Origin of the sequence: Corynebacterium pilosum DSM 20521 = CIP 103422, from assembly GCF_000373805.1 — a bacterium.
Taxonomy (GTDB): Bacteria; Actinomycetota; Actinomycetes; order Mycobacteriales; family Mycobacteriaceae; genus Corynebacterium; species Corynebacterium pilosum.
In genome coordinates this window covers 24,604-48,547 of record NZ_KB892440.1, presented here as the reverse complement: position 1 = coordinate 48,547, position 23,944 = coordinate 24,604, and the positions used below count along the sequence as shown (strand labels likewise).

Sequence of the window (23,944 nt, the reverse complement as noted above, 5' to 3'; positions counted from 1 at the left end):
GCCCTACAGTTTAGGCATGCCCCAGAAACTAAACGACGAGGACCTCCGCCTGCTGGACTTCGAAGCCAGGGCCCCGCGTTCCGTCGGCGCGAAGGAGGACGCGATTCGGCGCGAGCTCGGCCTGAGCGCGGTGCGTTATTACCAGCGGCTCAACATGCTTATCGACGACCCCCTGGCCCTGGCGGCGCGTCCGCAATTAGTGCGGCGTCTGCAGCGTGTCCGAGATGGCAATAGTGGCGGAAGTGACTAATGTTGCGTGTGTGACTAATGAGAATCAGAACGATGACTTCTTCGATGACAACGTAGAAACCGACGCTGCTGAGACCGTCGCCGCGGGCTCTACCTCTGCAAGCTCGACCGCCGCAGGTGGTGCCGCCGCGGGCGCCTTCCCGTACCGCGGTCTGGCCATGATCCTGATCGCCGTGGCCGTTGCCCTGGGCCTGTGGGCGCTCTACGCGCTTACCCAGGGCGGCGATTCTGAGAACACAGCTGCATCTGGCGACGTGGACTCCACCGCGACTGCCGAGCAGGGCGCCGAAGGCGTGGCAGGTGCTGAAGGGACCAATGGAGCTGATAACCCGCAGGCCGGTCAGCCTGCAGCCCCAGGCGGCGACGCCGCCCGCGAGGGAGAAGGCGCTGACCGTGATCCTGCACGCGAAGGCGAAGCAGACCGCGCGCCAGCTCCCGCGGGTGGCGCAGACCGGGCGGGGGACTCGTCGGTAAGCAACCGCGGAGCGGCGAACGCACCGGACGCGCCCAAGGCTGACGTGGTGAACGTCTACAACAACTCCACCATCACCGGTCTGGCGGCGGACGTGTCGCAGCAGCTGCGCGAAGACGGCACGAAAGTCGGCGTCGAATCCGGCAATATTCCCGAAGAACAGATGATCCTCACAGAGACCACCGTGTTCTTCGACCCTGCAGTTGATGGCGCGGAGAAGAAGGCGCGTGATCTTGCCGACAAGGTCGGTGGTGTTGCACGCGCTAATGTTGATAATCTTCCCAGGGAAGCAACTGAGGGCGGTGCCCTCACCCTCGTACTGACAGGACAGGTAAACCTCTAGTGGATCCATACCGGGACTTTGCGCGCTCACCCGAACCCACCCTTGGTGTGGAGTGGGAGATCTGCCTCGTTGACCCAGAAACGCGCGACCTCGTACCTTTCGCCGTCGAAGTGATCGAGGAGGTTGAGCAGCGCAATCCTGGCCTGCACCTGGAACGCGAATTCCTGCAAAACACCATCGAACTGGTCACCCCTGTCTGCCACACCACGCCCGAGGCCGTCGCCTACCTGGACGACACCTTGGGCAAGATCCGCGAAGTCACCGAGGAACGCGGCCTGCGCCTGTGGGCCAGCGGCGGCCACCCCTTCTCTGATTTCCGCAAGCAGCCGGTCTCGGCGAAGATGACCTACGCGGAGATCATCAACCGCACCAAGTACTGGGGCCAACAGATGCTGCTCTGGGGCATCCACGTGCATGTTGGCGTGCGGCACGAAGACCGCGTGTGGCCCATCATCAACGCGCTGATGACGAAGTATGCGCACCTGCTGGCGATCTCAGCGTCCTCGCCGGGCTGGGACGGGCTGGATACCGGCTACGCCTCCAACCGCACCATGCTCTACCAGCAGCTTCCCACCGCCGGCATGCCTTACCAGTTCGGCTCGTGGGAGGAATGGGTCCAGTTCATGACGGACCAGCGCACCTCCGGCGTGATCAACCACACCGGGTCCATGCACTTTGATATCCGCCCCGCCGCCAAGTGGGGCACCATTGAGGTGCGCATCAGCGACGCTACCTCCAACCTGCGCGAACTTGCCGCCATCGTGGCGCTAACGCACTGCTTGGTGGTCTACTACGATTCGCTTATCGACGAGGGCGTGGAACCTCCCACCCTGCAGCCGTGGCACGTCGCCGAAAATAAGTGGCGTGGTGCCCGCTATGGTTTGGAAGCTTTGGTGGTGACCTCCCGCGACACCGATGAGCGCTGGGTCACCGAAGAACTTGTGGAGCTTGTCGACGACCTACGCCCCGTAGCGGAGCGCCTGGGCTGCGTCGACGAGCTCGAATTAGTTCTTGAGATTCTTGAACGCGGTGGCGGCTACCAGCGCCAGCGCCGCATCTTTGATGTCACCCGCGATTGGCGCGACGTTGTCGACGCCACCTGCGAGGAGATGGAGACGCTGGTCTGGAAACCTTAGCGCCGCTCGCCGCCAGGCTTGCCGCGGCGCGGGCGGTGTTCGGCAGGGGCGTCGTTACGCGACATGTCCTTCTTGGAGCCGTAGAGCGCTTCGCGGCGCGAAACACGGCCCAAACGCTGCGCGGTAACCGGGTTGGTCATCAGCGCAAACAGAATCAGCAGGATCAGCATGCCGATGTCGGAGCGTTCTGCGACCCCGAAATCGGGAGAGCCCAGCAGCCGGACGATGGCGCCAATCACCATCAGGATCAGGCCAGTGGTCTGTGGCTTGGTCACCGCGTGAATGCGGCTCATCGTGTCCTTGAACCGGATCACGCCCACCGCCGCGGAGAACACCAGGAAAGATCCAGAGATGATCAGGATCAGCGAGATAATGTCGCTGATCAGTGAGTAATTAAAATCAGACATTTAGGAACCATCCCTCTTGCGGAAGCGTGCCACGGACAGGGATCCGATGAAGCCCAGCAGGGCGATGACCATCATGACATTGGCCACGGTGGTGTCCAGTGTCCAGCAAATATAGGTGGCCAGCGCGCACTGCAGCATGGCGACCACGCCGTCCATACCCAGCATGCGGTCCAGCGAGTCGGGGCCGACCATGATGCGCCAGGTCATCAAGAGGAAACCGGCGGTGAGGAACACGGCCGCGATGAGGAGAAAAGAGTTATACAGTTCGGGATTCATTTATAGCCCCCTTTCGAAGATGGCCAACATGCGGCGTTCCAGGGTGGCCACACTTTCAATTTCGCGGTCGATGTCTTCTTGGTCGTCGGCGTCGAGAACGTGGATCGTCCACATCCGGTTGGCGATGTCAATATCGCTGACCGAACCACCCGGCTGCAGGTTATATGCGGAGGTGGCGAAGTAGAGCACGAGCTCGTTCGACACGCGCATCGGCACATGTAGGATGGCGGTCTTCGGTGGGTCCTTCGGGCGGATCGCCAACCAGGACACCTTCACCGACGCAACGATCAGCTCACCAATCCAGGTGAACACGAAACGGATCGCGGCCGGCCAGTAGATGCGGAAGTTGTCCAACGGCATCGCCGGCAGCGGCAGCAGCAAGACGATCAGCGTTCCGACGGCAAAGCCACCGAAGAAGTTCGCCCAGGACAATTCGCCCATCAGCAGGATCCACATCAGCGTGAGCCAGATGATAAACGAGACGCGTAGGCGGTTGCGCACTCCAGACATTAGCGGGACACCTCCTCAGTGGGGGCGGGCAGCGGGATAGGTTCCGTAGTCACGCCAGACATGGTGGGGGTTTCTCTCGTGATTCTTTCCGTCGGGGATTCAGGGGCACGGCTCTCCACGATCCCTGGTGCCGGCTCTGGCAGCTCGTGCTTGCGCTGGTCCAGGGAGTCGGTGCCATCGTCGAGACGCTGCTGGTCGACGGTGCGTCCAGGGTTATCAGCCCGGTCGCCCAGAACGGCGGTGCGGTAAATATTGACGTCTTGTGCGGATTCGGCGGCACGTCCGGTCACCCCGGAAATCGGGCCGGCCAGCACCGTCACGGACAGCGAGGCCACGATGAGGGTGGCGGTGGATGCGACCATGCCGAAAGGCAGGCGTCCCACGTCAGCGCGCTCCTTCAGGGTGATGGTGTCGGTGACATCAACCAATGGGGACGGTTGAGCATCGACAAGCTCGCCCTCCGGTGCGTCCTTGCGGTCGCGCCAGAAGCCCTTCGACCACACCAGAACCATCACGTAGAGGGTCAGCAGGGAGGTCACCACGGCGCCACCGATCAGGACCCAGGACAGCCAGGAGCCCTCGTTCGCGCCGGCCTCCAGCAGCAGAATCTTGCCCAGGAAGCCGGAGAACGGTGGGATACCGCCCAGGTTGATGGCGGGGATGAAGTACAAGACGGCGATCACCGGCGCGGTGTACATTAGCGAACCCAGCCTGCGTAACGACGAGGTACCGGCCTGACGCTCGATCAGTCCAACCACGAGGAAGAGACTGGTCTGCACCAGAATGTGGTGCACCGCGTAGAAGATCGCACCACTGAGTCCCTGGGCGGAACCCAGTGCGATACCGAAAATCATGTAGCCGATATGGCTGACCAGGGTAAAGGACAGCAAACGCTTGATGTCATTCTGCGCCAACGCACCCAAAATACCCACGATCATCGTGGCCAGCGCCACCCACATCAGCAAGGTATCCAGCGACCCGTCCGTGAACACGGCGGAGCGCATGCGGATGATCGAGTACACACCCACCTTCGTCAGCAGGCCTGCGAACACGGCGGTGACCAGCGATGGGGCGGTGGGGTAGGAGTCCGGCAGCCAGGCATCCAGCGGGAAGATCGCCGCCTTAATGCCGAAGGCCACAAGCAGGGTAGCGAAAATGGCGGTACGGGTGCCGTCCGGGATGTCCTCCATCCGCAGACCAATCTGCGCCATGTTCACTGTGCCCACCGCGGCGTACACGCCGGCTAGGGCGAACAGGAAGATCATGGAGGACAGCATCGAGACCATCACGTAGCCGATACCGGCACGCACACGATCCGGCGATGCGCCCAACGTGAGCAGCACGTAGGAGGCGACGAGGAAGACCTCGAAGCCGACGTACAGGTTGAAGAGGTCACCCGCCAAGAAGGATAGGTTCACGCCCATGGTCAGCAGCATGTACACCGGCAGGAAGACAGCCACTGGCTCTTCGTCTGTGCCGTCGCGAACACCCTGGGAGATGGCGTACCACATCACACAGAACAGGACGATGGCGGAGACGAACAGCATCATCGTCGACAAGCGGTCCGCGACCAGCGTGATGCCGATCGGCGCGTCCCACCCGCCCAGCTGGACGGTCTGGATGCCCTCGAGGTCGGTGACCAGGATCATCGAGCCGTTCAGCACCATCAGCATGATCAGGGTGATGATTGCGATGGTGCGCTGGAAGTTGACGTGCTTGCCGAACAGCAGGGCCAACGCGGCAGCGATCGCCGGCAAGAGTACCGGCAGTGGGATCAGATAGGGCATGTACGGAAGCAGCGCTTCGACGTACTCTGCGGAAAAACTAGTCATCGTCGGCCTCCGTGACTGGGTCTTCGAATGAACGCGGGCCGAAGGCGTCGCCTTCTGCAGTGAGACGCCCAGTTTCAGGGTCATCGGAGGCGTCATGGTCCGGCGCCGCCGAAGCGGTGGCCGGACGCGCCGCAATTGCCTGGTCCTCCGAGTCATCCTCAATGATGTCGGCGGTGCGGTAACGGTACTGGCGGTAGGCCAGCGCGAGAATGAACGCGGTCATCGCCATCGAAATCACAATGGCGGTCAAGATCATGGCCTGAGCCAGTGGGTCGGCGACCTGGTCACCGTAGACCTCAGAGTCACGGTTCATGATCGGCGGTGAGCCCGCCGAGCCACCGGCCTGCAGGATCAGCAAGTTCGCGCCATTACCGATGAGCAGGATGCCCATCAGCATGCGCGTCATCGCACGGTCCAGCATCAGGTAGGTGCCACACGCGATGAGGGCGCCGGAGGCGAGGATGAGAAAGAGATTGGCTTCCATTTACTTGTCCTCGCTTTCTTCTTCTCGGTTCTTACTGTGGTCTGTTTCTTGGCCCTTTTCCAGGGTGGCTACCGTGGAACCGGATGTCTCGCTTGCGCTTGACGACGAACCCGGCGCATTGTGCTGAGCAGCAATCCGCTTCTTGCGCTGCTCCTGTTGGCGGCGGCGGAATTCTGCCTTGCGCTTGAGTGAACGAGCACGGTCGCGTGCGCGCTGCTTGCGCACCTCTTCCTCCTGGTCGAGGTGGCCGCCCATGGAGGTGAGGATGTGCATGATCAGGCCGACGACGATGATGTATACGCCGGCGTCGAAAAGCAGCGCGGACGGGATGGCGATTTCGCCGATCAGCGGCAAGGTCACTTCCGCGAAATCCGAGGTCAGTGGCGGTTGTCCGCGGAACATCGGGATCACTGCGGCGGCTGCCGACAGGATCAGGCCGGTGCCCAGGATCTTCGCGGGGTCGATCGGCAGCGTCTCTTCCAGTTCGTCGCGGCCACCCGCCAGGTAGCGCAGGGTGATCGCCAAGGCGGCGACGAGGCCGCCGGCGAAACCGCCACCCGGAGCATTGTGGCCCGCGAAGAAGAAGTAGAGGGACAGCGCCATCATCGATGGGAAGAGCACGCGGGTGACCACGTCCACCATGAGCGAGCGGTTCTGTGCCTTCTCCGAATCCACATCGGCGGCCAGCCAGCGACGAGACGTCGTCGACAGGGTTGGGCGACGCGACGGGCGCACGAAGGAGCGGGTGCGGTAAATCAGGCTGGCCACGCCGGTCGCGGCGATGACAAGCACGGAGATCTCACCGAAGGTATCCCAGGCACGCAGGTCCACGAGCAACACGTTGACGGTGTTGGCGCCGTGGCCGATGTCGTAGGCCAGGTCCGGCATGAGATCCGAAATCGGGCGCTCCGTGCGCGCCGAGATAGCGAACACAGCGACGATGGTCACCGACAGGCCCACGGCCACGGACAGCCACGCACGCAGGCGGTTGTCCTGGTTCTGCCGTGGTTCGATCTGGGTGGGCATCTTGCGCAGCACCAGCATGAATACCACCATCACGATGGTCTCCACCAGGGTCTGGGTGAGCGCCAAGTCCGGTGCGCCGTGCAGCGCGAAGATGAACGCCAGGGAGTAACCGGTCATGCCCACGGCGATAATGCCGGACAGACGGTTTTCCATCTGGGTTGCGGCGAAAGCCATCACGATGATGATCACCGAGGCGATCGCCTGCCACGGGCTATCCCACAGCACCATGCGGATATCGGTGCGCTCACCCAAGATCAAGGACACCAGCGGCACCAAGATGAGCACGGCGAAAATCACACCCAAGTTAATGGTGAGCGAACCGCGCTGGGTGGACGCCGTCAAACGCAGGGAGATCTGCGACAGGCCACGCAAGGTGTTGTCGTAGACAGTGTCGGCGGAGCCCAGGGCCGGCTTCTCATCGTAGAAGTACTGCAGCAGCTTGCGCTTCCAGAACAGCAGCGAACCCAGGACGATGATGACCACGGTGAGCAGCAGCGGGATATTAAACCCGTGCCACAGTGCCAGTGGCTCCGGCTGGGTTTCTGGGTAGCGGGCGTTGAGGTGCGAGGTGATCGCGCGGTCCAGCCAGCCAGGGAACAGGCCAAGGAAAACCGTCAGTGCGGTGAGCACAGCCGGGGAGAACCACAGGGACGGGCCAATATTGTGCATCGTCTCCACGGCGTTGTCGGTGCCGTCGGCAAGCTCCTTCGTCGAGAAGGCTCCCCACAGGAAGTAGAGGGAGTAGGCCATCGTCAGAATGGAACCGACGACCACGCCGACCAGCAGCAACTGGCCCGGCATGCCGGTCAGCAGCGGCTCGGTCAGCGCGTTGGTCAGCGCTGCTTCCTTAGCGATGAAGCCCAACAGCGGCGGGATACCCGCCATCGATGCGGCAGAGATGACCGCCAAGGTGGCTATCAGCGGCTGCTTGCGGCCCAGGCCGGACAGTTCGCGGATATCGCGGGTGCCGGTGGTGTGGTCGATCGCGCCGACGATCATAAATAGCGCTGCCTTAAACAGAGAGTGGCTGAAGGTGAGCACCAGGCCCGCCTGCAAAGCCTCTTCCGAACCGATGCCGATAATCGACATGATGAAGCCCAGCTGGGAGACCGTACCGTAGGCCAGAATCAGCTTCAGGTCCTTCTGGCGCAGCGCCATCCACCCGCCCAAAAGCATGGTGAACACGCCCAGCGGAATCACCACCAGGTGCCAGGTGCCAATCGCATTGAAATCCGGGGCTAAGCGCGCGACCAGGTAGATACCGGCCTTCACCATGGCCGCGGAGTGCAGGTAAGCCGACACCGGGGTGGGGGCAGCCATCGCGCCGGGCAGCCAGAAGTGCGTCGGGGCAATCGCGGACTTGGACAGTGCACCAGCCAGAATCAAAATCACGGCGGCGGTGGCATAAGGGGTTTCGCCCACGGCGTCGAAGGTGGCGATCTCACTGAGGCGCCACACGCCAGTCTGGCGGCCAAACAAGATGATGCCCACCAGCATGGACAAACCACCCAGGGTGGTCACCATCAGGGCCTGGCCTGCGGCGCGGCGGGAAGAGGCACGCTCGCCGTAGTATCCGACCAGCAGGAAGGATAGAACGGAGGTGATCTCCCAGAAGATGTACATCAACAGGAAGTTGTCGGAGATCACCAGACCGTACATGGCTGCCGCGAAGCAGACCATCTGGGCGCCGAACATGGAAAGGCGCCGGGGATTGGAATCAAAATAGCCCCAGCAATACAGCAGGACTAAAGCACCGACGCCTAAGATGATAAGACTGAACAGACCAGCCAGCGGGTCCAGGCGGAATTCGAGGTTGAGATGCGCCGACGGCATCCATTCATAGGCCGCTCGAATTTCTACGCCTTGGGCAAAAGCGCCGGTGGTGAAGAGGCTGACTATCCAGACGAAGCCTGCCGCCGGCACCAAAGCCAGCAGGCAGAACGCAATCCGCCCCATCGATCTGATGAGGAAGGGTGCAGCAATCGTCGCGATAGCCAAGGCAACAAGCAGTGTGAGCACGTTGGGCAGCTCCTCTTTATTGCATTGACGGACACGAGACATCAAGCCGTGCTCTATCAACGCCCATGCGTGCTGCCCCCAGCGGCTGGCGGTCCACAAACGCGGACACTATGTAGAACTGAGAAACACCCAAAAACGGCGGCGTCAAGGAGGCGCGGCCAACGACACACACCTTACCCATAAAAATCGTTGGGTGCGAAGTGTCAGTTATATATAGTGCTGTTGCATCCCGACGATTATTTCCCGAACTGTTGCAGGAAGTTGGCCTCGGCCACGGCGATGTTCTCGATCTCCGTGGGGTCCACAGACTCGTCGGGGGAGTGGATCGTCGACTGCGGTTCCTCCACGCCGAACAGGGCAATCTCCGCGTCAGGGAACTTTTCCTGCAGCTTCGCGGTCAGCGGGATGGAGCCGCCAGAGCCGACGATGCTCAGCTCGGATGCGTCGTAGGCGCGCACGAGGCACTCGCCCAAAAGCTTCGCAGCGGGCTTGTTCGGGTCGGTGGAAAATGGCTGGTTGGTATCGCTGGCTGTGACGGTGACCTTGGCGCCCCACGGTGCGTGCGCCTCCAGGTGAGCCACGAGCTTATCGACGGTATCCTGCGCATCCACCGCCGGTGGCACACGCAGGTTGAGCGCTGCCGACGCTGTGGCCGGTACCGCGTTGACCGCCTCCGATACTGGGGTAGAGCTAAAACCAATCACGGTGACGGCCGGGCGCGCCCACACCATGTCGGCGGGTTCGTCCTCGACGGTGCCCATCAGCTGCACTCCTTCCAGCACGCCAGCATCCTCGCGGAACTGGGCGCGGTCATAGGGCTCGCCTTCCCACTTCTGCGCGGTTTCTACGCCGTCGATGACGGTGCGGCCGTGCTCGTCGCGCAGCGAATCCAGGATGCGCACCAGCGCTGCGACCGCGTCGGGGGCAGCGCCGCCGAACTGGCCGGAGTGGACCCCGGTGCGCAAGGTGTCTACAGTGACATCGACGCGCGCGCCGCCGCGCAGCATGGTGGTCAGGGTGGGCACACCCACGGCGGAGTTGCCGGAATCGGCGATCAAGATGGCATCAGCGGCAAAGAGTTCGGGTTGATCGTCGATAAGCGCCTCCAGCCCGCTGCCGCCCATCTCCTCGGAGCCTTCGACGACTACCTTCAGGCCGGCATCGAATTCGCCGGCAAGGCGCAGGGCCTCAAGGTGCATGACTAGGTTGCCCTTGCAGTCGGCGGAGCCGCGGCCGTACCAGCGGCCATCGCGTTCGGTCAGGGTGAAGGGGTCGCTGGTCCACGCGTCGGGGTCGCCGGCGGGAACGACATCATAGTGCGCATACAGCAGCACGGTCGGGGCATCGCCGACGGGGTCCTTGGTGCCGATGATGGTCTTGGTCCCGTCGATCGTGGCGTACGCCGTGGTGTCCAGTCCAGCTTCGGTCAGCTTATCGACGACCCACTGTGCGGCTGCGGAGTGATCGTCGGCAAGCTCCGGCACTGAGTGCACGGAATTGAAGGCGACGATCTCGGACAGGTTCTTGAAAATGAGTTCACGGTTTGGTGTCATACTGCCCAATTCTTGCACTCGTCGGCGCTGAGTGCTAAAAAAGGTGTTAGCACTTGAACGATCAGAGTGCTAAAAACTGATCGCCGAGTGGGATGAGGCTGAAACACACTCATCAGCCGTGCCGTCGCGGGCGCCTGCTTGGACACAGACGTAGAGTGTCGTCGCTTTTTCCACTATATAGAGGAGCAACAAACACTATGGCAAAAATGATCGCATTCGACGAGGAAGCACGTCGCAGCCTCGAAAACGGTCTGAACACTCTGGCAGACGCAGTCAAGGTCACCCTCGGCCCCAAGGGCCGCAACGTGGTCCTGGAAAAGTCCTGGGGCGCGCCGACCATTACTAATGACGGTGTATCCATCGCCAAGGAAATCGACCTTGAGGATCCTTATGAGAAGATCGGCGCAGAGCTGGTCAAGGAAGTAGCGAAGAAGACTGACGATGTTGCCGGTGACGGCACCACCACCGCTACCGTTCTGGCTCAGGCGCTCGTCCGCGAGGGTCTGCGCAACGTTGCGGCTGGTTCCAACCCAATGGGCATCAAGCGCGGCATCGAGGCGGCAGTAGAGAAGGTCAACGCTGACCTGCTGGACGCTGCGAAGGAAGTGGAGTCCCAGGAGCAGATCGCTGCTACCGCAGGCATTTCCGCTGCTGACCCAGAGATCGGCGCGAAGATCGCCGAGGCAATGTATGCAGTGGGCAACGGCGAAGTAAACAAGGACTCCGTGATCACTGTTGAGGAATCCAACACCTTTGGTGTGGACCTTGAGGTCACCGAGGGTATGCGCTTCGACAAGGGCTACATCTCCGCGTACTTCGCTACCGACATGGAGCGTGGCGAGGCAGTCCTGGAGGATCCATACATCCTGCTGGTCTCCTCCAAGATCTCTAACGTGAAGGACCTGCTGCCTCTGCTGGAGCAGGTCATGCAGTCCGGCAAGCCACTGCTGATCATCGCAGAGGACGTTGAGGGCGAGGCCCTGTCCACCCTGGTTGTGAACAAGATCCGCGGCACCTTCAAGTCCGTTGCTGTGAAGGCACCTGGCTTCGGTGATCGTCGTAAGGCAATGCTGCAGGACATGGCTGTCCTGACCGGCGGCCAGGTCATCGCTGAAGAGGTTGGCCTGTCGCTGGAGACCGCAGACCTGGGTCTGCTGGGCCAGGCACGCAAGGTGGTGGTGACCAAGGACGAGACCACCATCGTCGACGGCGCTGGCAACAAGGAGCAGATCGACGGCCGCGTGAAGCAGATCCGCGCTGAGATCGAGAACTCTGACTCCGACTACGACCGTGAGAAGCTGCAGGAGCGCCTGGCAAAGCTGGCCGGCGGCGTGGCAGTGCTCAAGGTTGGCGCAGCCACCGAGGTGGAGCTGAAGGAGCGCAAGCACCGCATCGAGGACGCTGTGCGCAACGCGAAGGCTGCTGTTGAGGAAGGCATCTTGGCTGGTGGCGGTGTGGCACTGCTGCAGGCTGCGAAGTCCCTTGAGGGCGACCTTGGCCTGGAGGGCGATGAGGCAACCGGCGTGAAGATCGTGCGTGAGGCACTGTCTGCACCGCTGAAGCAGATCGCACTGAACGCTGGCCTGGAAGCAGGCGTTGTTGCCGACAAGGTGGCTAACCTGCCTGATGGCGAGGGCCTGAACGCTGCGACCGGCGAGTACGTCAACATGATGGACTCCGGCATCAATGACCCTGCGAAGGTGACCCGTTCCGCTCTGGCGAACGCTGCATCCATCGCTGCACTGTTCCTGACCACTGAGGCTGTCGTTGCTGACAAGCCTGAGCCAGCAGGCGCAGCAGCACCAGACATGGGTGACATGGGCGGCATGATGTAAAACGCACGCCCCAAGTGCGTAGCTTTTAAGCCCCGCTTATCGACGATTCCAGCGCCGATAAGCGGGGCTTCACCCATTCGGGGGTATGTGTTTTCTGCCAGGCGCTTTGGGAATGCGCTTTATCGCATGCTGTGTCATGTGCGTTACACGCTTTGGGTGCAGTTCATGCGCCATTAACTTCCTCGGGGAAATAGTTGCAGGTAGAAGTGTGTCTGTGAATTCTGTGAGCGAAAAGTGAACAACGGATTGATAACGTTAAGGTTACGGAAATTTCATAATCGCAGCGCATCACCGCTTGACGTACGAAAAATTTGTGACAAGATATTTCTCGATGACGCCGACAGGGTGTCAGTGAATTGAAAACTTCCTGTCACCCGCCTGGGTGGCATTCCAATTGAGGAGACACAATGGATCTTTCTGTAGTCCAGGACATTCTGAACAACGTTGCAACCTTCGGCAAGAACATCGGCCAGTTCCTGGAGGGCCCGGCCGAGATCATCAAGACCCTGGGCGGCTTCTTCTCCCAGGACGTTGCTGAGAAGACCGAGGGCACCACCCTGTCCTCCGCTTGGGACACCACCGCTGGCCTCCTCAGCTCTAGCAAGTAATCACCCGTCACCCACTGGGTTCTAACTAAGCTAGAACCCTGAACACCAAATCTTTTCAAGGAGTAAACATGGATTCCGCACAGAACTTCGCAGACGCAATGGAGACCTGGTCCGAACTTTCTTCCACTGGCCTGGTCGAGCAGCTGACCGGCTTCGCAGAGATTCTCGGCAAGTGGGCAGAGGCTGCTGCTAAGCTCATCGGCCTGGTTGCATAAGCACCCTTACGCCTAGCGCGTAAAAACGGAACCCACCGCTTCGTGCGGTGGGTTTTTGCATTCCTGGCAAAAGCGCACCAGGTCCCTTCTCGCGCGACCTGCGGTGCTCAAATGAATCGGTGCAAGATGGCTCGCGAGGGCTGGCGTGGGGCGCCCGCTGAAGAGTTTTCGTGTAGCGCACAAATGGCTTAAGTGAAAATGCTGTCCAATCAAGCGGTTGCTGTAATGGCGCTGTAACATAAGGATATGGCTGACCACAAGGATGACGAACTTCCGATGATCGACCTCGCCGAAACCGAAGGCTATACGGTCGACGATTCTGACGAGGACGACCCAGTTCTCCTGACTGCAGACGGCAAGCCCATTGAAACCTGGCGCGAGAATTACCCCTATGACGAGCGCATGGGCCGCGACGAATACGAACACAAGAAGCGCCAGCTCCAGATCGAGCTGCTGAAGTGGCAGAACTGGACCAAGGACACCGGCCAGCGCCACATTATCCTCTTTGAAGGCCGTGACGCAGCAGGCAAGGGTGGCACGATTAAGCGTTTCAACGAGCATCTCAACCCCCGTGGCGCCCGCACCATCGCCTTAGAGAAGCCAACGTCGAAGGAAGCTACCCAGTGGTACTTCCAGCGCTATATCGAGCATTTCCCGTCGGCAGGCGAAATCATCTTCTTCGACCGTTCCTGGTACAACCGTTCCGGCGTGGAGCGTGTCATGGGCTTCTGTACCGAAGCGCAGCACGCAGAATTCCTGCGCGAGGTGCCGATGTTGGAGAACATGATCTTAGGCTCCGGCATTTCGCTAACGAAGTTCTGGTTCTCGGTGTCCCAGAAGGAGCAGCGCACCCGCTTCGCCATCCGCCAGGTCGACCCCGTGCGCCAGTGGAAGCTTTCCCCCATGGACCTGGCCAGCCTGGACAAGTGGGATGACTATACCCGCGCGAAGGAAGAGCAGTTCCGCTACACGGATACCGATGAGTCCCCGTGGATCACCATTAAGTCCAACGATAAGAAGCGCGCCCGCCTCAACGCGATGCGCTATATCCTCAGCAAGTTCGAGTACACGAACAAAGATCACGAGGTCGTCGGCGAGCCCGACCCACTGCTTGTGATGCGCGGACGTGACCAGATCGGTGACTAGCCTCGTTGAGCTTTCGCTTATCGACGATCGCGTGTGGCGCTTAGAGCTGGCGCGACCAGAAAAGCGCAACGCGCTCAACATCGCAATGTGCCACGAGCTCATAGGCGAACTCGACCGCTGCGTGGATAACGGGGCTCGCGCCATTGTGATCACCGCGCAAGGCCCCGTATTTAGCGCCGGAGCTGACCTCGGAGAAAAGGATTTCAGCGGTGGGCTGTATCCACAGCTGGAGAAGCTCTTTGCCCATATCCAGCGCTTGCCGGTTCCCGTGATCGCCTTCATCGAGGGCCCCGCGATCGGCGCCGGCATGTTGCTGGCCATGGCCTGCGATCTCCGCGTCGCAGGCGGCGGCGAAGGCATCTACTTTTCGCTCCCGGTGGCAAGAATGGCGATCGGCGTGGACACCGCAACCGTCCGCAACCTCGAGCTGCTGATTGGTGGTTCCCGTGCGCGCCAGATGCTGCTTGCTGGTGCCACAATGAGCGTCGAAGAAGCGCAAGCCTGCGGTTTTCTTTTCCCAGAGCGCGGCGAGGAAGCGGTGACCACGCTGGCCACGACCGTTGCGGGCCTCGCTCCGCTGACGCTGCGAAACCTCAAAGCTGAGCTCGCCCACGCCTCTTCCCAGCCTTTCACCGAGGTCGAGCGCGACGCCGCGCGCACTGCCGCGTGGGAGTCGGACGATTTCCGCGAAGTCGGTCGCGCCCGCCAGGAGAGGAGAACGCCGGTTTTCCGCGGAGAGTAGTTGAGGGCAAGCTAATAATGCCCCCGCTTTATGACAATTTACTCATTAAGTAGCCAATTCGGTCGGAATATTGTTGACTTAAGAACATGATAAAAGTATCTACTTCAAGTAAGCCAGTGGTGCTTGCTACATCAATCCTTACCAGTATTGCTGTGGCAGCAGGATCAACAAGCGTCGCGCACGCACAGTCGAGTCAAGCTGACCCGTCTGCAACCGGCTCCAGCCTCAGCAGCAGCTCCAGCCCGGAAAGCAGTGAAAACTCTGACCAACGGTTTCGTGAGCTCATCGCTAACTCAAGCCAGCGCCCACTGTCCTCAATTGCAGCGATCGAAGCCGTCCTAAGTTCCGTCACCCTCCCTGGTTCGAGCGCGTTCTCTGTCCCGGATGATTTCGTTGAGCTGCCGGAAGGCTACCCCTATCCGGTCGATCCAACGATCACCGAAGTACGTCTGGTCAACCGCGAGACCTCGCCGCAGTCGCCCAGTGCGGCAGAGCGTCGCATCGAGCGCTGGACCGTCGCATCCCCATCGATGGGTAGGAACATCCTCGTCGATGTCCGCCCGACCGCAGAGTCCGAGGGGCCAATCGTCGTGATGCTGGACGGCGTGGAGGCACCAATCCGCTCCGGCTGGCTCTACGGCCCAGGCGAAGAAGAGATTGATGAGACATTTGGCGACGAACCTGCCACCCTCGTCTTCCCACTCGACGCCAACGGCACCTGGTACGCCGACTGGGCGGAGGACGATCCAAAACTTGGCCGCCAGAAGTGGGAGACGTTCATCATGGAGGAGCTGCTGCCACTCATTGAGGAGCAGCCAGACATCCAGTTCAATGGCAAGCGCGCCATCGGCGGCCTCTCTATGGGCGCGACCGGCGCGGTTCACCTCGCGGCGACCCACCCAGATAAGTTCGACGGCGTCTTCGGCCTATCAGGTTGCTACTCGACGATGGATTCCATCGGCTACCAGATCACCAGCGCGGTCGTGGAATCTCGCGGCGGCGACGTGACCAACATGTTCGGCCCTTATGGTAGCGAGCAGTGGCGCCGTCATAACACCGTCGCGCATCCGGAGGGCCTCGCCAACATGCCTGTATACCTCTCCGCAGCTGATGGTGGAATCTCCCCGGTGCCTACCGAAGACGAGTCCTCTACTGAAGGCATGGTCGTTGGCTACGTCCTTGAAAACGGCGTGCTGCAGTGCACCCGCAACCTGGACAACGCGATGCGCGCTGCCGGCATGACGCACCAGAAGGTCCACTACAAGGGCGATGGACGTCACAACTGGGAGAACTTCGAGGAAGAGCTGGAGCCAGCCTGGCAGCACATCCGCCCAGCGCTGTACTAAACCAGCTCTGATTCAACTCAGCTAATTGCGCGGCTCGATCGGGTTGCCCTGCCACACAGTGCCGGCGGGAACCTGGTCGCCGCGCATCATCAGGGAGCCCGGCCACACGGTCGCGCCTTCGCCTATCGACGATGCCGGCAACGCCACAGAGTGCGCCGCCAAGGTGGCACCGGCCTCAATGGTGACGGTGTCCAAGCTCATCACACGGTCCTGGAACAGGTGTGTTTGCACCACGGTGCCAGGGCCAACGGTCGCGCCCTCGCCGACAAAGCATAGGTCGGTTTCGGGGAACCAGTAGGACTCGATCCACGCGCCCCGGCCCACCTTCACACCCAGCGCCCGCAGCGCCAGATTCAGCTCACCCGAACCGGAGACCGGGTTGAGGAAGTACGGGGCGGCGACGGCCTCCACGAAAGCATCCTGCAACTCATTGAGCCACACGAACCAGCTGAACAGTGGGTGGTCGCCGGGGCGATGCGTGCCCACGCACACCCACTTCGCCACCACGGTCACCAGCATCGCGACCAAACCGGCTGCCATCAAGATCAGGCCGCCGAAGACGAACGGCGCCCATACGCCCAAAGAATCCAGCAGGTAGTGGAATCCACCAGCCACCCCGGCCGCGATCAGCGCGAAAGTCATCGGCGCCAACAGACGCATGGTCTCAATGAACCCGCGGGCCACCTTCATCCCCAGCGATGGGGAATAGGTGCGCGCCTCACCGGCAGCGTCCTCCACTTCGACGCGACGCATCCGCTCAGGCGGGGAACCCCACCAGTTTGTTCCCGCCTTCGCCTTCTTCGGCGTCGACGAGAGCACGGCCACCAACGAGTTCTTGGACAGTTTGCGCCCGGGCGCGGTAATGCCCGAGTTACCCACGAAGGAGCGCTTTCCGACGGTGGCCTCACCAGTCATCATCCAGCCACCACCAAGTTCGTAGCCGCCGATCAGGGTGTCGTCGGCAAGAAAGGCGCCTTCGCGCACCTCGGTGAGGGTGGGCAGCATGACCGCGGTGGATACCTCAGCGTTCGTGCCGATCTTCGCGCCCAGGCTACGCAGCCACGCCGGCGTAATCGCGCCAGCGTAGAGCGGGAAGAGGCGGGTGCGGGCATCGTCCATCAAGCGGGTGATCGCCCAGATCCGCCAACCACCGAAGGAACGCACCGGGGTCACCCCAGGTTTCAGCCCGATCTGCAGAACACGCACGCCGATCCATGTCGCCACCATGGTGAACGCGAACATCGCCAGCCCACCAAGCGGGGCGAACAGCAGCGCGCCCACATAAGGATTGCCGCCGGTGGTCTCGATCAGCGCGACGGTCACGGCCACCGCCAGGGCGGCAGCCACCACGGGCAGTAGTTCCAGCGCCAGCGACGTCAGCCCGTAGCCCCACACCCAGTACGAACGCCGCGGCGGCAGCTCATCGGGGAAGCGGTGCTTGGAACGGCCGACCTTCTTCGCCGGCGACCCAGACCACCGCGCCCCCTTCTTGATCGGCTTATCACCGGTCACGGTGGAGCCCGCCTCAACATGGGCGCGCGTGCCGACGACCGTCCCCGGCAAGAGGGTGGAGCGAGCCCCAATGCGGGCCTCGTCGCCAATCGTGATCTGGCCGACGTGCACCACATCGCCGTCCACCCAGTAGCCGCTGAGGTCCACTTCGGGTTCCACGGCGGCGTGGTCACCCAAGCTCAGCAGACCGGTGACTGGTGGCAGCGAGTGCAGGTCCACACCCCGGCCCACCGAAGCACCCAGCAGGCGTGCATAATAGTTCACCCAGGTCGCACCCGAAATGGCACGCGAGCCAGAAGCATCCGCCCAGCGCTCCGCCATCCAAATCCGCAGGTGGGTCCTACCACCGCGCGGGTAAGTGCCCGGTTCTATGGAACCGATGAGCAGGCGAGCGCCCAGCCCGCCGATCGGAATCCGGCCCAGGGGAGTGGCAAACACAAGAACAAGAACGACGACCAACCACCAGTTGGTGTGCACCGCCCACTCGATACCCACCATGAACAACACGTTGGAGACCACCAGCCACAAAGACACAAAGCTGGCCGCCTGCAGCGTCATCGCAGCCACATTGAACAGCGTTTGGGCAACACGTGTGCTAGCCCCCACGGGTGTGACAGTGCGGATTTCGGCAGGGGTATCGTCGTTAAGCGAAATGCCCCGATCGGCAGCGATCTTATCGATCGTCTCCGCAAGCTTTTCCAAACGCGGGTGATCATAAAGATCGCGCACCGCGACCGTGGGGACCTTCTCGCGCACCCGCCCCACAAGGGTCGCGGCGGCCAGCGAAGAACCGCCGAGCTCAAAGAAATCCGCATTCTTGTCGTCGACGGACACGCCCAGCACGTCCACCCAGATCTCAGCCAGCCAGGACTCGGTCGGGGTCAGTCCCGCTGCCTCCACGCCCACGCCGGGCAGCGGCCATGGAAGCGCCTTCTTATCCACCTTGCCGGAGGTGGTCACGGGCAGCTCATCCATCACGCACATGCGCGGCACGAGCGCCGCCGGCATCGTCTCCGCCAGCTGCTCCTGGGCCTGCTGGTGATCAAAGCCCAGGTCCGGATCATCCAGCGACACGTAACCGACCAGCACGGAATCGCCCGCGCCGGTCTTTTGCACCGCCACCGCCGAGTTGTACACGTTCGGCAGGGCGGCCACATTCGCGTCCACCTCGCCCAACTCGATGCGCCGGCCGCCGATCTTCACCTGATCGTCAACACGCCCCACGAAATACAGGCCGTCCTCCTCCAAGCGCACATGGTCGCCCGAGCGATACGCCCGCTCCGCGCCCAGCGTGGGGATCGGCGCATACTTCTCCGCATCCTTCTCCGGATCTAGATAACGCGCCAGGCCAACACCGCCGATGATCAGCTCGCCGACCTCGCCGTATCCCACCTGCTCATCGTTCTTATCGACGACCGCCAGGTCCCACCCGTCCAAAGGCAGACCAATGCCCACCGGCTGACCCGGATGTAACTGTGCGGCCGACGCAACAACGGTGGCCTCCGTGGGGCCGTAGGTATTCCACATTTCGCGCTCTGGCGTGGCAAGCCGATCGACGAGCTCCTGCGAACACGACTCACCGCCGACAATCAGCAGGCGCACGTGGTCGAGCGCCTCCGCGGGCCACAGGCCAGCCAGGGTAGGAACAGTGGACACGACGGTAATGTCGCGGCGGATCAGCCACGGACCCAAGTCCTGGCCCGAACGCACCAAAGAACGCGGGGCCGGCACCAGGCACGCGCCCGAGCGCCACGCCAACCACATTTCTTCACAGCTGGCATCAAACGCGACCGAGAGACCCGCGAGCACGCGGTCCTCAGGGCCCAGCGGATTATCGGCGCAGAAGATGCGCGCCTCCGCGTCCACGAAAGCGGCTGCACTACGGTGCTGCACTGCCACACCCTTCGGGGTGCCGGTGGAACCGGAGGTAAAAATGATCCAGGCGTCGTCGTCAAGCGCTGGCAGCTCGGTGTCGCCGGAGCGATCGTCGGAAAGCATGCGGAAGCCATCGTCGGTGAACATGCCGTTCACGCTGGCTTCCGAAAAGACCAACTCCGCGCGCTCGTCCGGATCATCCGCGTCCACGGGCACGTAAGCGGCGCCGGCGTAAAGCGTGGCTAGGATCGCCGTGTAGAGCTCGCGCGAACCGCTAGTCATGCGGATGCCGATGCGATCCCCACGACGAATCCCGTTACGATGCAGCTCAGCGGACCACGCCTGGACCTCCTCGAGGAGCTCGGCGTAGGTGACCACATCGCCATCGTCGATCGCCGCGGCCTCCGGAAACTCCGAGGCGGTGGCGACCAGGATATCGATCAGTGTGCGCGGAGCGGGAGCCTTATCACTTGCGTGGAACTGCTGCACTAGTCCTCTTCCTTGAGGATCGCCTTAGTCAGCTTCTTCAAATGCTTCAGCTGCTTCGTCGTCGACGCGTCTAGGGCGCGGTCCTCTGCTTCAGCGACAAGGGTGGACAGGTGTTTCTGCGCCTTCTTGCCTTCCTTGGTGGGTGCGATGATCTGGCGGCGGCGATCATCGGCATCGCGCTCGCGTGCGGCCCACCCGTGCTTCTCTAGCGCATCAATGAGGCGCACCATGTCGGAGGCGTCGATCGCCAGAGTTTCTGAAAGGTGGGTTTGGGAAGCTGCGTTTTCTTCAACGATGCAGGTGAGTACCCAGTATTCGCGCATCGTGGTGTCTTCTTTCGCCAGCACAGCCTCGACCTCGTCGCGCGTGCGGCGGCGGACGCGCTCAATCTGGAACGAGGGGGAGGACAGCAGTGCTGCGGGGAGAGTAATCGGCTGTGACATGTCCACTATGGTAGGAATCTATCTTTAGAAAGTAAAATGATTGTGGTGCGCCCACTGATTTGGGGCAAAGTTGCACCAGGTCAGGGGTCACGTGACCTGCGGGTTTATTTGGCAGCGGTGCAGGATGGCGCCATCTTGCACCGCTGCAATCTAAAGCCCCTGGTCATAGGGGGAGGGACCTGGTGCAAGATGGCCAAGGGCACAAAGAAAACCGCCGCCATCGCGCAAAACGATGACGGCGGTGAGCTAGAAAGACTCAGTTACTCAGTGGGTAGGCCTTGCTCCACCCATTCGGTGGTGCCACCAAGCACGTTGATGGCCTCCCAGCCGCGGACATTCTCTAGGTACTCCGCGGCCTGGGCGCTGCGGCCACCGGAGCGGCAGATCAGGTAAATCGGCTGGTCCGGGTCGATCTTGTCTGCCAGGTGGGTGAGGTTGCTCAAGGGCAGGTTCACAGCGCCTTTGGCGTGAACCTCCTCAAACTCGTCGACCTCGCGTACGTCGATTAGCTGGGCATTGTCGGGAACTTCTTTTACGTTAACTTCCTTCATGCTGCCCAAGTTTACGCGGTTTTAAAGCCTGCGCAGGAAAGTAAAGCCCTTAGTTTTCGGTCTTTGCTTCCTTCTCGGCCTCGAGGTTCTCGCGAGAGTTGTCGCCAACCTTCTTGAACTGGTCAAGGGAGTCCTGCAGAATGCGCTCTGCCTCTTCGCGGTTGCCCCAACCGGAGCCGGTGACGTGCTTGTTTGGCTCGAGGTCCTTGTAGTGGACGAAGAAGTGCTCGATTTCGTCCTTGGTGAAGTCGTCGACGTCGTCGATGTCCTGGTACTTCTCGTAGCGCACGTCGTCGAGAACGCAGAGTAGCTTGTCGTCGCCGCCAGCCTCGTCGGTCATCTTGAACACACCGATGGGGCGGGCGATGACGGTCACGCCTGGGAATACGGGCTCTGGGGTGATGACCAGCGCGTCGAGTGGGTCGCCATCGTCGGCAAGCGAGTTGTCGATGAAGCCGTAGTCCGCAGGGTAGGCCATGGGGGTGAACAGGTAGCGGTCGAGGAAGATCTTGCCGCTTTCGTGGTCCACTTCGTACTTGTTGCGCGAACCCTTAGGGATTTCGATGATGACTTCAATGGCCATGGGGCGTACTCCTTTATCTATAGGCGTGAAAATCATGTTCTACCTTACCTTGCGTATGCTGGTTGCTTGTGAGTGGGAAGAAAACAGTGGCAGCAATCGCGACGGTGGTCGCCCTCGGCGCGGTCGGCGCCGTCGCGGGTACGGGCTATTACGTCCATTCGGAACTATCCGAGCTTGAGGTCGCCCCCGCATATAGCCTGCCCACGGCCACGGACATCCTGGTCCCCGCTACGCCGGACCCGATCGACCGGGACGCATTGACCGCCACTTTGCAGGCGCTTGCCGACGATCCCGCCTTGGGCACTTTCCACGCCCGCGTTTCCGACGGCTTCACAGGTGAGGTGCTTTTCGACGCCTCCTCCGAACAACCGCTGACGCCGGCCTCCTCGACGAAGGTCCTCACCGCCGCGGCGGCCTTGTACACGCTGGAGCCCACGGACCGGATCACCACCCAGGTGGTGCGCGGCGCCAATGAGGGCGACGTGGTCATCAAGGCCGCCGGCGATGTGTGGTTCACCGAGGAGACCATCGCCCAGCTTGCCGAGCAGATCGGCGAGGCCAACGCGGTCTTCGTCGATACGCGCGCGTGGGCAGGCCAGCAAGAAATGATGCCCGAGTGGGACCCAGAAAACGTGGACTCCGGGTACGTGGCGCCACTGCAGCCGGTGATGATCAACGGCGGCCGCATCGGGGCGTCCGAGGGTGATGTGCCGCGCTCCCACACCCCGGCACTCGACGTGGCGCAGGCCGTGGCCGACCAGGTGGGTGCAACCACCGTGGGCTTTTCCGAGGCCCCCGACGCCGCCGAAGTCGTGGCCGAGGTGGAGTCGCCCGAGCTGATCGAGCGCCTGCGTGTGATGATGAAAAACTCTGACAACGTCATGGCCGAAGCGATCGGGCGCGAGGTCGCCGCCGCGGTGGTCGGCGATAGTAGTGCTGTGGTCAACGCCCCGCAGCACACCCTCGACGTGCTGCGCGATCACGGCTTCGACCTGACCGACGTCACCCTCGCCGACAACTCCGGCCTGTCCACCGTGAACAGCATCACGCCGGCGCTTATCGACGACATCCTCGTCCGCAGCGCCGGCGAGGACGAGATCCCGCTGCTTCTCACAACCCTGCCCGTCGCCGGTGGTGAAGGCACCCTGACCACCCGCTACGGTGACCTGCAGGGCAAAGGCTGGGTACGCGCCAAAACCGGCACCCTCACCGGCGTCAACGCACTGGCCGGCACCGTGACCAGCGATAAAGGCAACGTGTACACCTTCGCGTTCCTCTCCAACGGGGTAGAGATCGACCCGGCACGCCGGGCAATGGACACGATGGCCTCGGCCCTGCGCGATTTCTGATGGACCCGTTCTGGCCGCGTCATTCGCCGCACTTCTTGGCGTGTCGGCAGGCGGTGCGCCGGTGGGAGGGCCCGGCGGTGGTGGGCCTGTCTGGTGGGCCTGATTCGTTGGCTCTGGTGGCGGCAGCCGCCGCGGAGAAGAAGGACGTGGAGGCCGTGGTGGTTGATCATGGCCTGCAGGAAGGTTCGGCCGCGATCGCGCAGCAGGCCGCGGATCAGGCCCGCAGCCTTGGCGTGCCTGCGCGGGTTGTCGCGGTGGAGGTCGCGCCGGGCAATGTGGAGGCGCAGGCCCGCACCGCCCGCTACGCCGCTTTGCATGAGGTGGCTGGTGGCCGCGATATTTGGGTAGGGCACACCCGCGACGATCAGGCCGAGACCCTGCTGTTGATGGCGTTGCGCGCGCGTCCCATCGGGATGAGTGAGCGCGCCGGTCAGGTGGTGCGCCCGCTGTTGAGCGTTCGCCGCGCGGACACGGTGGGCGCCTGCCAAGAACTTGGTCTGGCGTATTGGCAGGACCCGATGAACGCGGACAGTGCTTATCGACGAGTGCGGGTCCGCCAAGAAGTGCTGCCCCTGCTGGCGGAGGTCCTGGGCGGGGATGCAGTCGAACCGTTGGCGCATGCCGCTGAGCAGCTGGTCGCCACGGAAGATTTCCTCACGCCTTTGGCGCGGCCCACAACTGATTGCGCTGCTCTTGCTGGAGATCATCCCGCGGTGCGTGAGCGCAAAATTGCTGCGTGGCTGCACGAGAATGGGATAGTGCCCAGTGCGTCGTCGATAAGCGAGATCGCGCGGCTGTGTACGCACTGGCGTGGGCAGGGCCCGATCCCGGTAGGTGGCGGGCTGGCGGTGGTGCGCGAGGGCGGGCGCCTGGTGATGCGCGGGACGGAAATAAACGGATAAAAACAGGCTTATTTGTCGTGGGGTCGGTAGTGTGGGTAGGA

Annotated in this window: 22 protein-coding genes; 11 read left to right on the top strand and 11 right to left on the bottom strand. The window is 62.1% G+C overall.

From position 1 onward, the window contains the following. Nucleotides 1–16: 16 nt before the first annotated feature. From B097_RS0102825 to B097_RS0102815, 3 genes are read left to right on the top strand one after another with little or no spacing between them, the layout of a single operon-like run. Nucleotides 17–250: a DUF3263 domain-containing protein gene (locus tag B097_RS0102825; RefSeq protein ID WP_237559289.1), complete on the top strand. Its 234-nt coding sequence runs from the start codon at nucleotides 17–19 to the stop codon at nucleotides 248–250. A 10-nt stretch (nucleotides 251–260) separates the two neighbouring features. After that, nucleotides 261–1,064: a LytR C-terminal domain-containing protein gene (locus B097_RS12350; protein WP_018581026.1), complete on the top strand. Its 804-nt coding sequence runs from the start codon at nucleotides 261–263 to the stop codon at nucleotides 1,062–1,064. Beyond that, complete coding sequence (locus B097_RS0102815) at nucleotides 1,064–2,200, top strand: glutamate--cysteine ligase (protein ID WP_018581025.1); 1,137 nt, start codon at nucleotides 1,064–1,066, stop codon at nucleotides 2,198–2,200. The genes B097_RS12350 and B097_RS0102815 overlap by 1 nt, the downstream gene beginning before the upstream one ends. Here the strand turns inward: B097_RS0102815 and mnhG are convergent. The 7 genes from mnhG to B097_RS0102780 form a co-directional block, all read right to left on the bottom strand. After that, the gene (mnhG, locus tag B097_RS0102810) at nucleotides 2,197–2,607 is read right to left on the bottom strand and encodes a monovalent cation/H(+) antiporter subunit G (protein ID WP_018581024.1); all 411 of its coding nucleotides are present in this window, start codon (nucleotides 2,605–2,607) and stop codon (nucleotides 2,197–2,199) included. The two genes, B097_RS0102815 and mnhG, sit on opposite strands and share 4 nt — an antisense overlap. Beyond that, entirely contained in the window at nucleotides 2,608–2,883 is a 276-nt protein-coding gene (locus B097_RS0102805; RefSeq protein ID WP_018581023.1) for a monovalent cation/H+ antiporter complex subunit F, read from the bottom strand. Next, a complete protein-coding gene (locus tag B097_RS0102800; RefSeq protein WP_018581022.1) occupies nucleotides 2,884–3,393 on the bottom strand; it encodes a Na+/H+ antiporter subunit E in 510 nt (169 codons plus the stop codon). Next, the gene (locus tag B097_RS0102795) at nucleotides 3,393–5,225 is read right to left on the bottom strand and encodes a Na+/H+ antiporter subunit D (protein ID WP_018581021.1); all 1,833 of its coding nucleotides are present in this window, start codon (nucleotides 5,223–5,225) and stop codon (nucleotides 3,393–3,395) included. The genes B097_RS0102800 and B097_RS0102795 overlap by 1 nt, the downstream gene beginning before the upstream one ends. Further along, nucleotides 5,218–5,709, bottom strand: coding sequence for a Na(+)/H(+) antiporter subunit C (locus tag B097_RS0102790; RefSeq protein ID WP_018581020.1), 492 nt, complete (start codon nucleotides 5,707–5,709; stop codon nucleotides 5,218–5,220). The genes B097_RS0102795 and B097_RS0102790 overlap by 8 nt, the downstream gene beginning before the upstream one ends. Then, nucleotides 5,710–8,754, bottom strand: coding sequence for a Na+/H+ antiporter subunit A (locus tag B097_RS0102785; RefSeq protein WP_018581019.1), 3,045 nt, complete (start codon nucleotides 8,752–8,754; stop codon nucleotides 5,710–5,712). It abuts the gene before it with no gap. 236 nt (nucleotides 8,755–8,990) lie between these two features. Then, nucleotides 8,991–10,307, bottom strand: coding sequence for a dipeptidase (locus tag B097_RS0102780; protein ID WP_018581018.1), 1,317 nt, complete (start codon nucleotides 10,305–10,307; stop codon nucleotides 8,991–8,993). A gap of 197 nt (nucleotides 10,308–10,504) precedes the next feature. Here B097_RS0102780 and groL point away from each other — a divergent pair, with 197 nt between their 5' ends. The 6 genes from groL to B097_RS0102750 all read left to right on the top strand — a co-directional run bounded on the left by groL (nucleotide 10,505) and on the right by B097_RS0102750 (nucleotide 16,199). Further along, complete coding sequence (gene groL, locus B097_RS0102775) at nucleotides 10,505–12,142, top strand: chaperonin GroEL (protein WP_018581017.1); 1,638 nt, start codon at nucleotides 10,505–10,507, stop codon at nucleotides 12,140–12,142. 407 nt (nucleotides 12,143–12,549) lie between these two features. Next, nucleotides 12,550–12,750, top strand: coding sequence for a PorH family porin (locus tag B097_RS0102770; RefSeq protein WP_018581016.1), 201 nt, complete (start codon nucleotides 12,550–12,552; stop codon nucleotides 12,748–12,750). Between the two features lie 68 nt (nucleotides 12,751–12,818). Then, nucleotides 12,819–12,965 (top strand): hypothetical protein, encoded by a 147-nt coding sequence (locus tag B097_RS13455; RefSeq protein ID WP_018581015.1) that lies wholly within the window; start codon nucleotides 12,819–12,821, stop codon nucleotides 12,963–12,965. A 246-nt stretch (nucleotides 12,966–13,211) separates the two neighbouring features. Continuing rightward, nucleotides 13,212–14,111 (top strand): polyphosphate kinase 2, encoded by a 900-nt coding sequence (ppk2, locus tag B097_RS0102760; RefSeq protein WP_018581014.1) that lies wholly within the window; start codon nucleotides 13,212–13,214, stop codon nucleotides 14,109–14,111. Beyond that, the gene (locus B097_RS0102755; RefSeq protein ID WP_018581013.1) at nucleotides 14,104–14,853 is read left to right on the top strand and encodes an enoyl-CoA hydratase-related protein; all 750 of its coding nucleotides are present in this window, start codon (nucleotides 14,104–14,106) and stop codon (nucleotides 14,851–14,853) included. Before ppk2 ends, B097_RS0102755 begins: the two co-directional genes overlap by 8 nt. Nucleotides 14,854–14,939: 86 nt before the next feature. Next, nucleotides 14,940–16,199, top strand: a complete 1,260-nt coding sequence (locus B097_RS0102750) for an alpha/beta hydrolase (RefSeq protein ID WP_169505186.1) — start codon at nucleotides 14,940–14,942, stop codon at nucleotides 16,197–16,199. 21 nt (nucleotides 16,200–16,220) lie between these two features. Here the strand turns inward: B097_RS0102750 and B097_RS0102745 are convergent, their stop codons facing one another. From B097_RS0102745 to B097_RS0102730, 4 genes are all read right to left on the bottom strand, one after another. After that, complete coding sequence (locus tag B097_RS0102745) at nucleotides 16,221–20,075, bottom strand: Pls/PosA family non-ribosomal peptide synthetase (protein WP_018581011.1); 3,855 nt, start codon at nucleotides 20,073–20,075, stop codon at nucleotides 16,221–16,223. Beyond that, nucleotides 20,075–20,518 carry a MarR family winged helix-turn-helix transcriptional regulator gene (locus B097_RS0102740; RefSeq protein WP_018581010.1) on the bottom strand — a complete coding sequence of 148 codons (444 nt, stop codon included), beginning with the start codon at nucleotides 20,516–20,518 and terminating at the stop codon, nucleotides 20,075–20,077. Before B097_RS0102740 ends, B097_RS0102745 begins: the two co-directional genes overlap by 1 nt. Nucleotides 20,519–20,778: 260 nt before the next feature. Then, nucleotides 20,779–21,069 carry a rhodanese-like domain-containing protein gene (locus tag B097_RS0102735; RefSeq protein ID WP_018581009.1) on the bottom strand — a complete coding sequence of 97 codons (291 nt, stop codon included), beginning with the start codon at nucleotides 21,067–21,069 and terminating at the stop codon, nucleotides 20,779–20,781. Between the two features lie 49 nt (nucleotides 21,070–21,118). Then, a complete protein-coding gene (locus tag B097_RS0102730) occupies nucleotides 21,119–21,652 on the bottom strand; it encodes an inorganic diphosphatase (protein WP_018581008.1) in 534 nt (177 codons plus the stop codon). 68 nt (nucleotides 21,653–21,720) lie between these two features. On the opposite strand from B097_RS0102730, the gene dacB reads away from it, so the two are divergent. Then, nucleotides 21,721–23,001 (top strand): D-alanyl-D-alanine carboxypeptidase/D-alanyl-D-alanine endopeptidase, encoded by a 1,281-nt coding sequence (gene dacB / locus B097_RS0102725; RefSeq protein WP_244911205.1) that lies wholly within the window; start codon nucleotides 21,721–21,723, stop codon nucleotides 22,999–23,001. Further along, nucleotides 23,001–23,903 carry a tRNA lysidine(34) synthetase TilS gene (gene tilS / locus B097_RS0102720; protein ID WP_018581006.1) on the top strand — a complete coding sequence of 301 codons (903 nt, stop codon included), beginning with the start codon at nucleotides 23,001–23,003 and terminating at the stop codon, nucleotides 23,901–23,903. The genes dacB and tilS overlap by 1 nt, the downstream gene beginning before the upstream one ends. Nucleotides 23,904–23,944 lie beyond the last annotated feature (41 nt).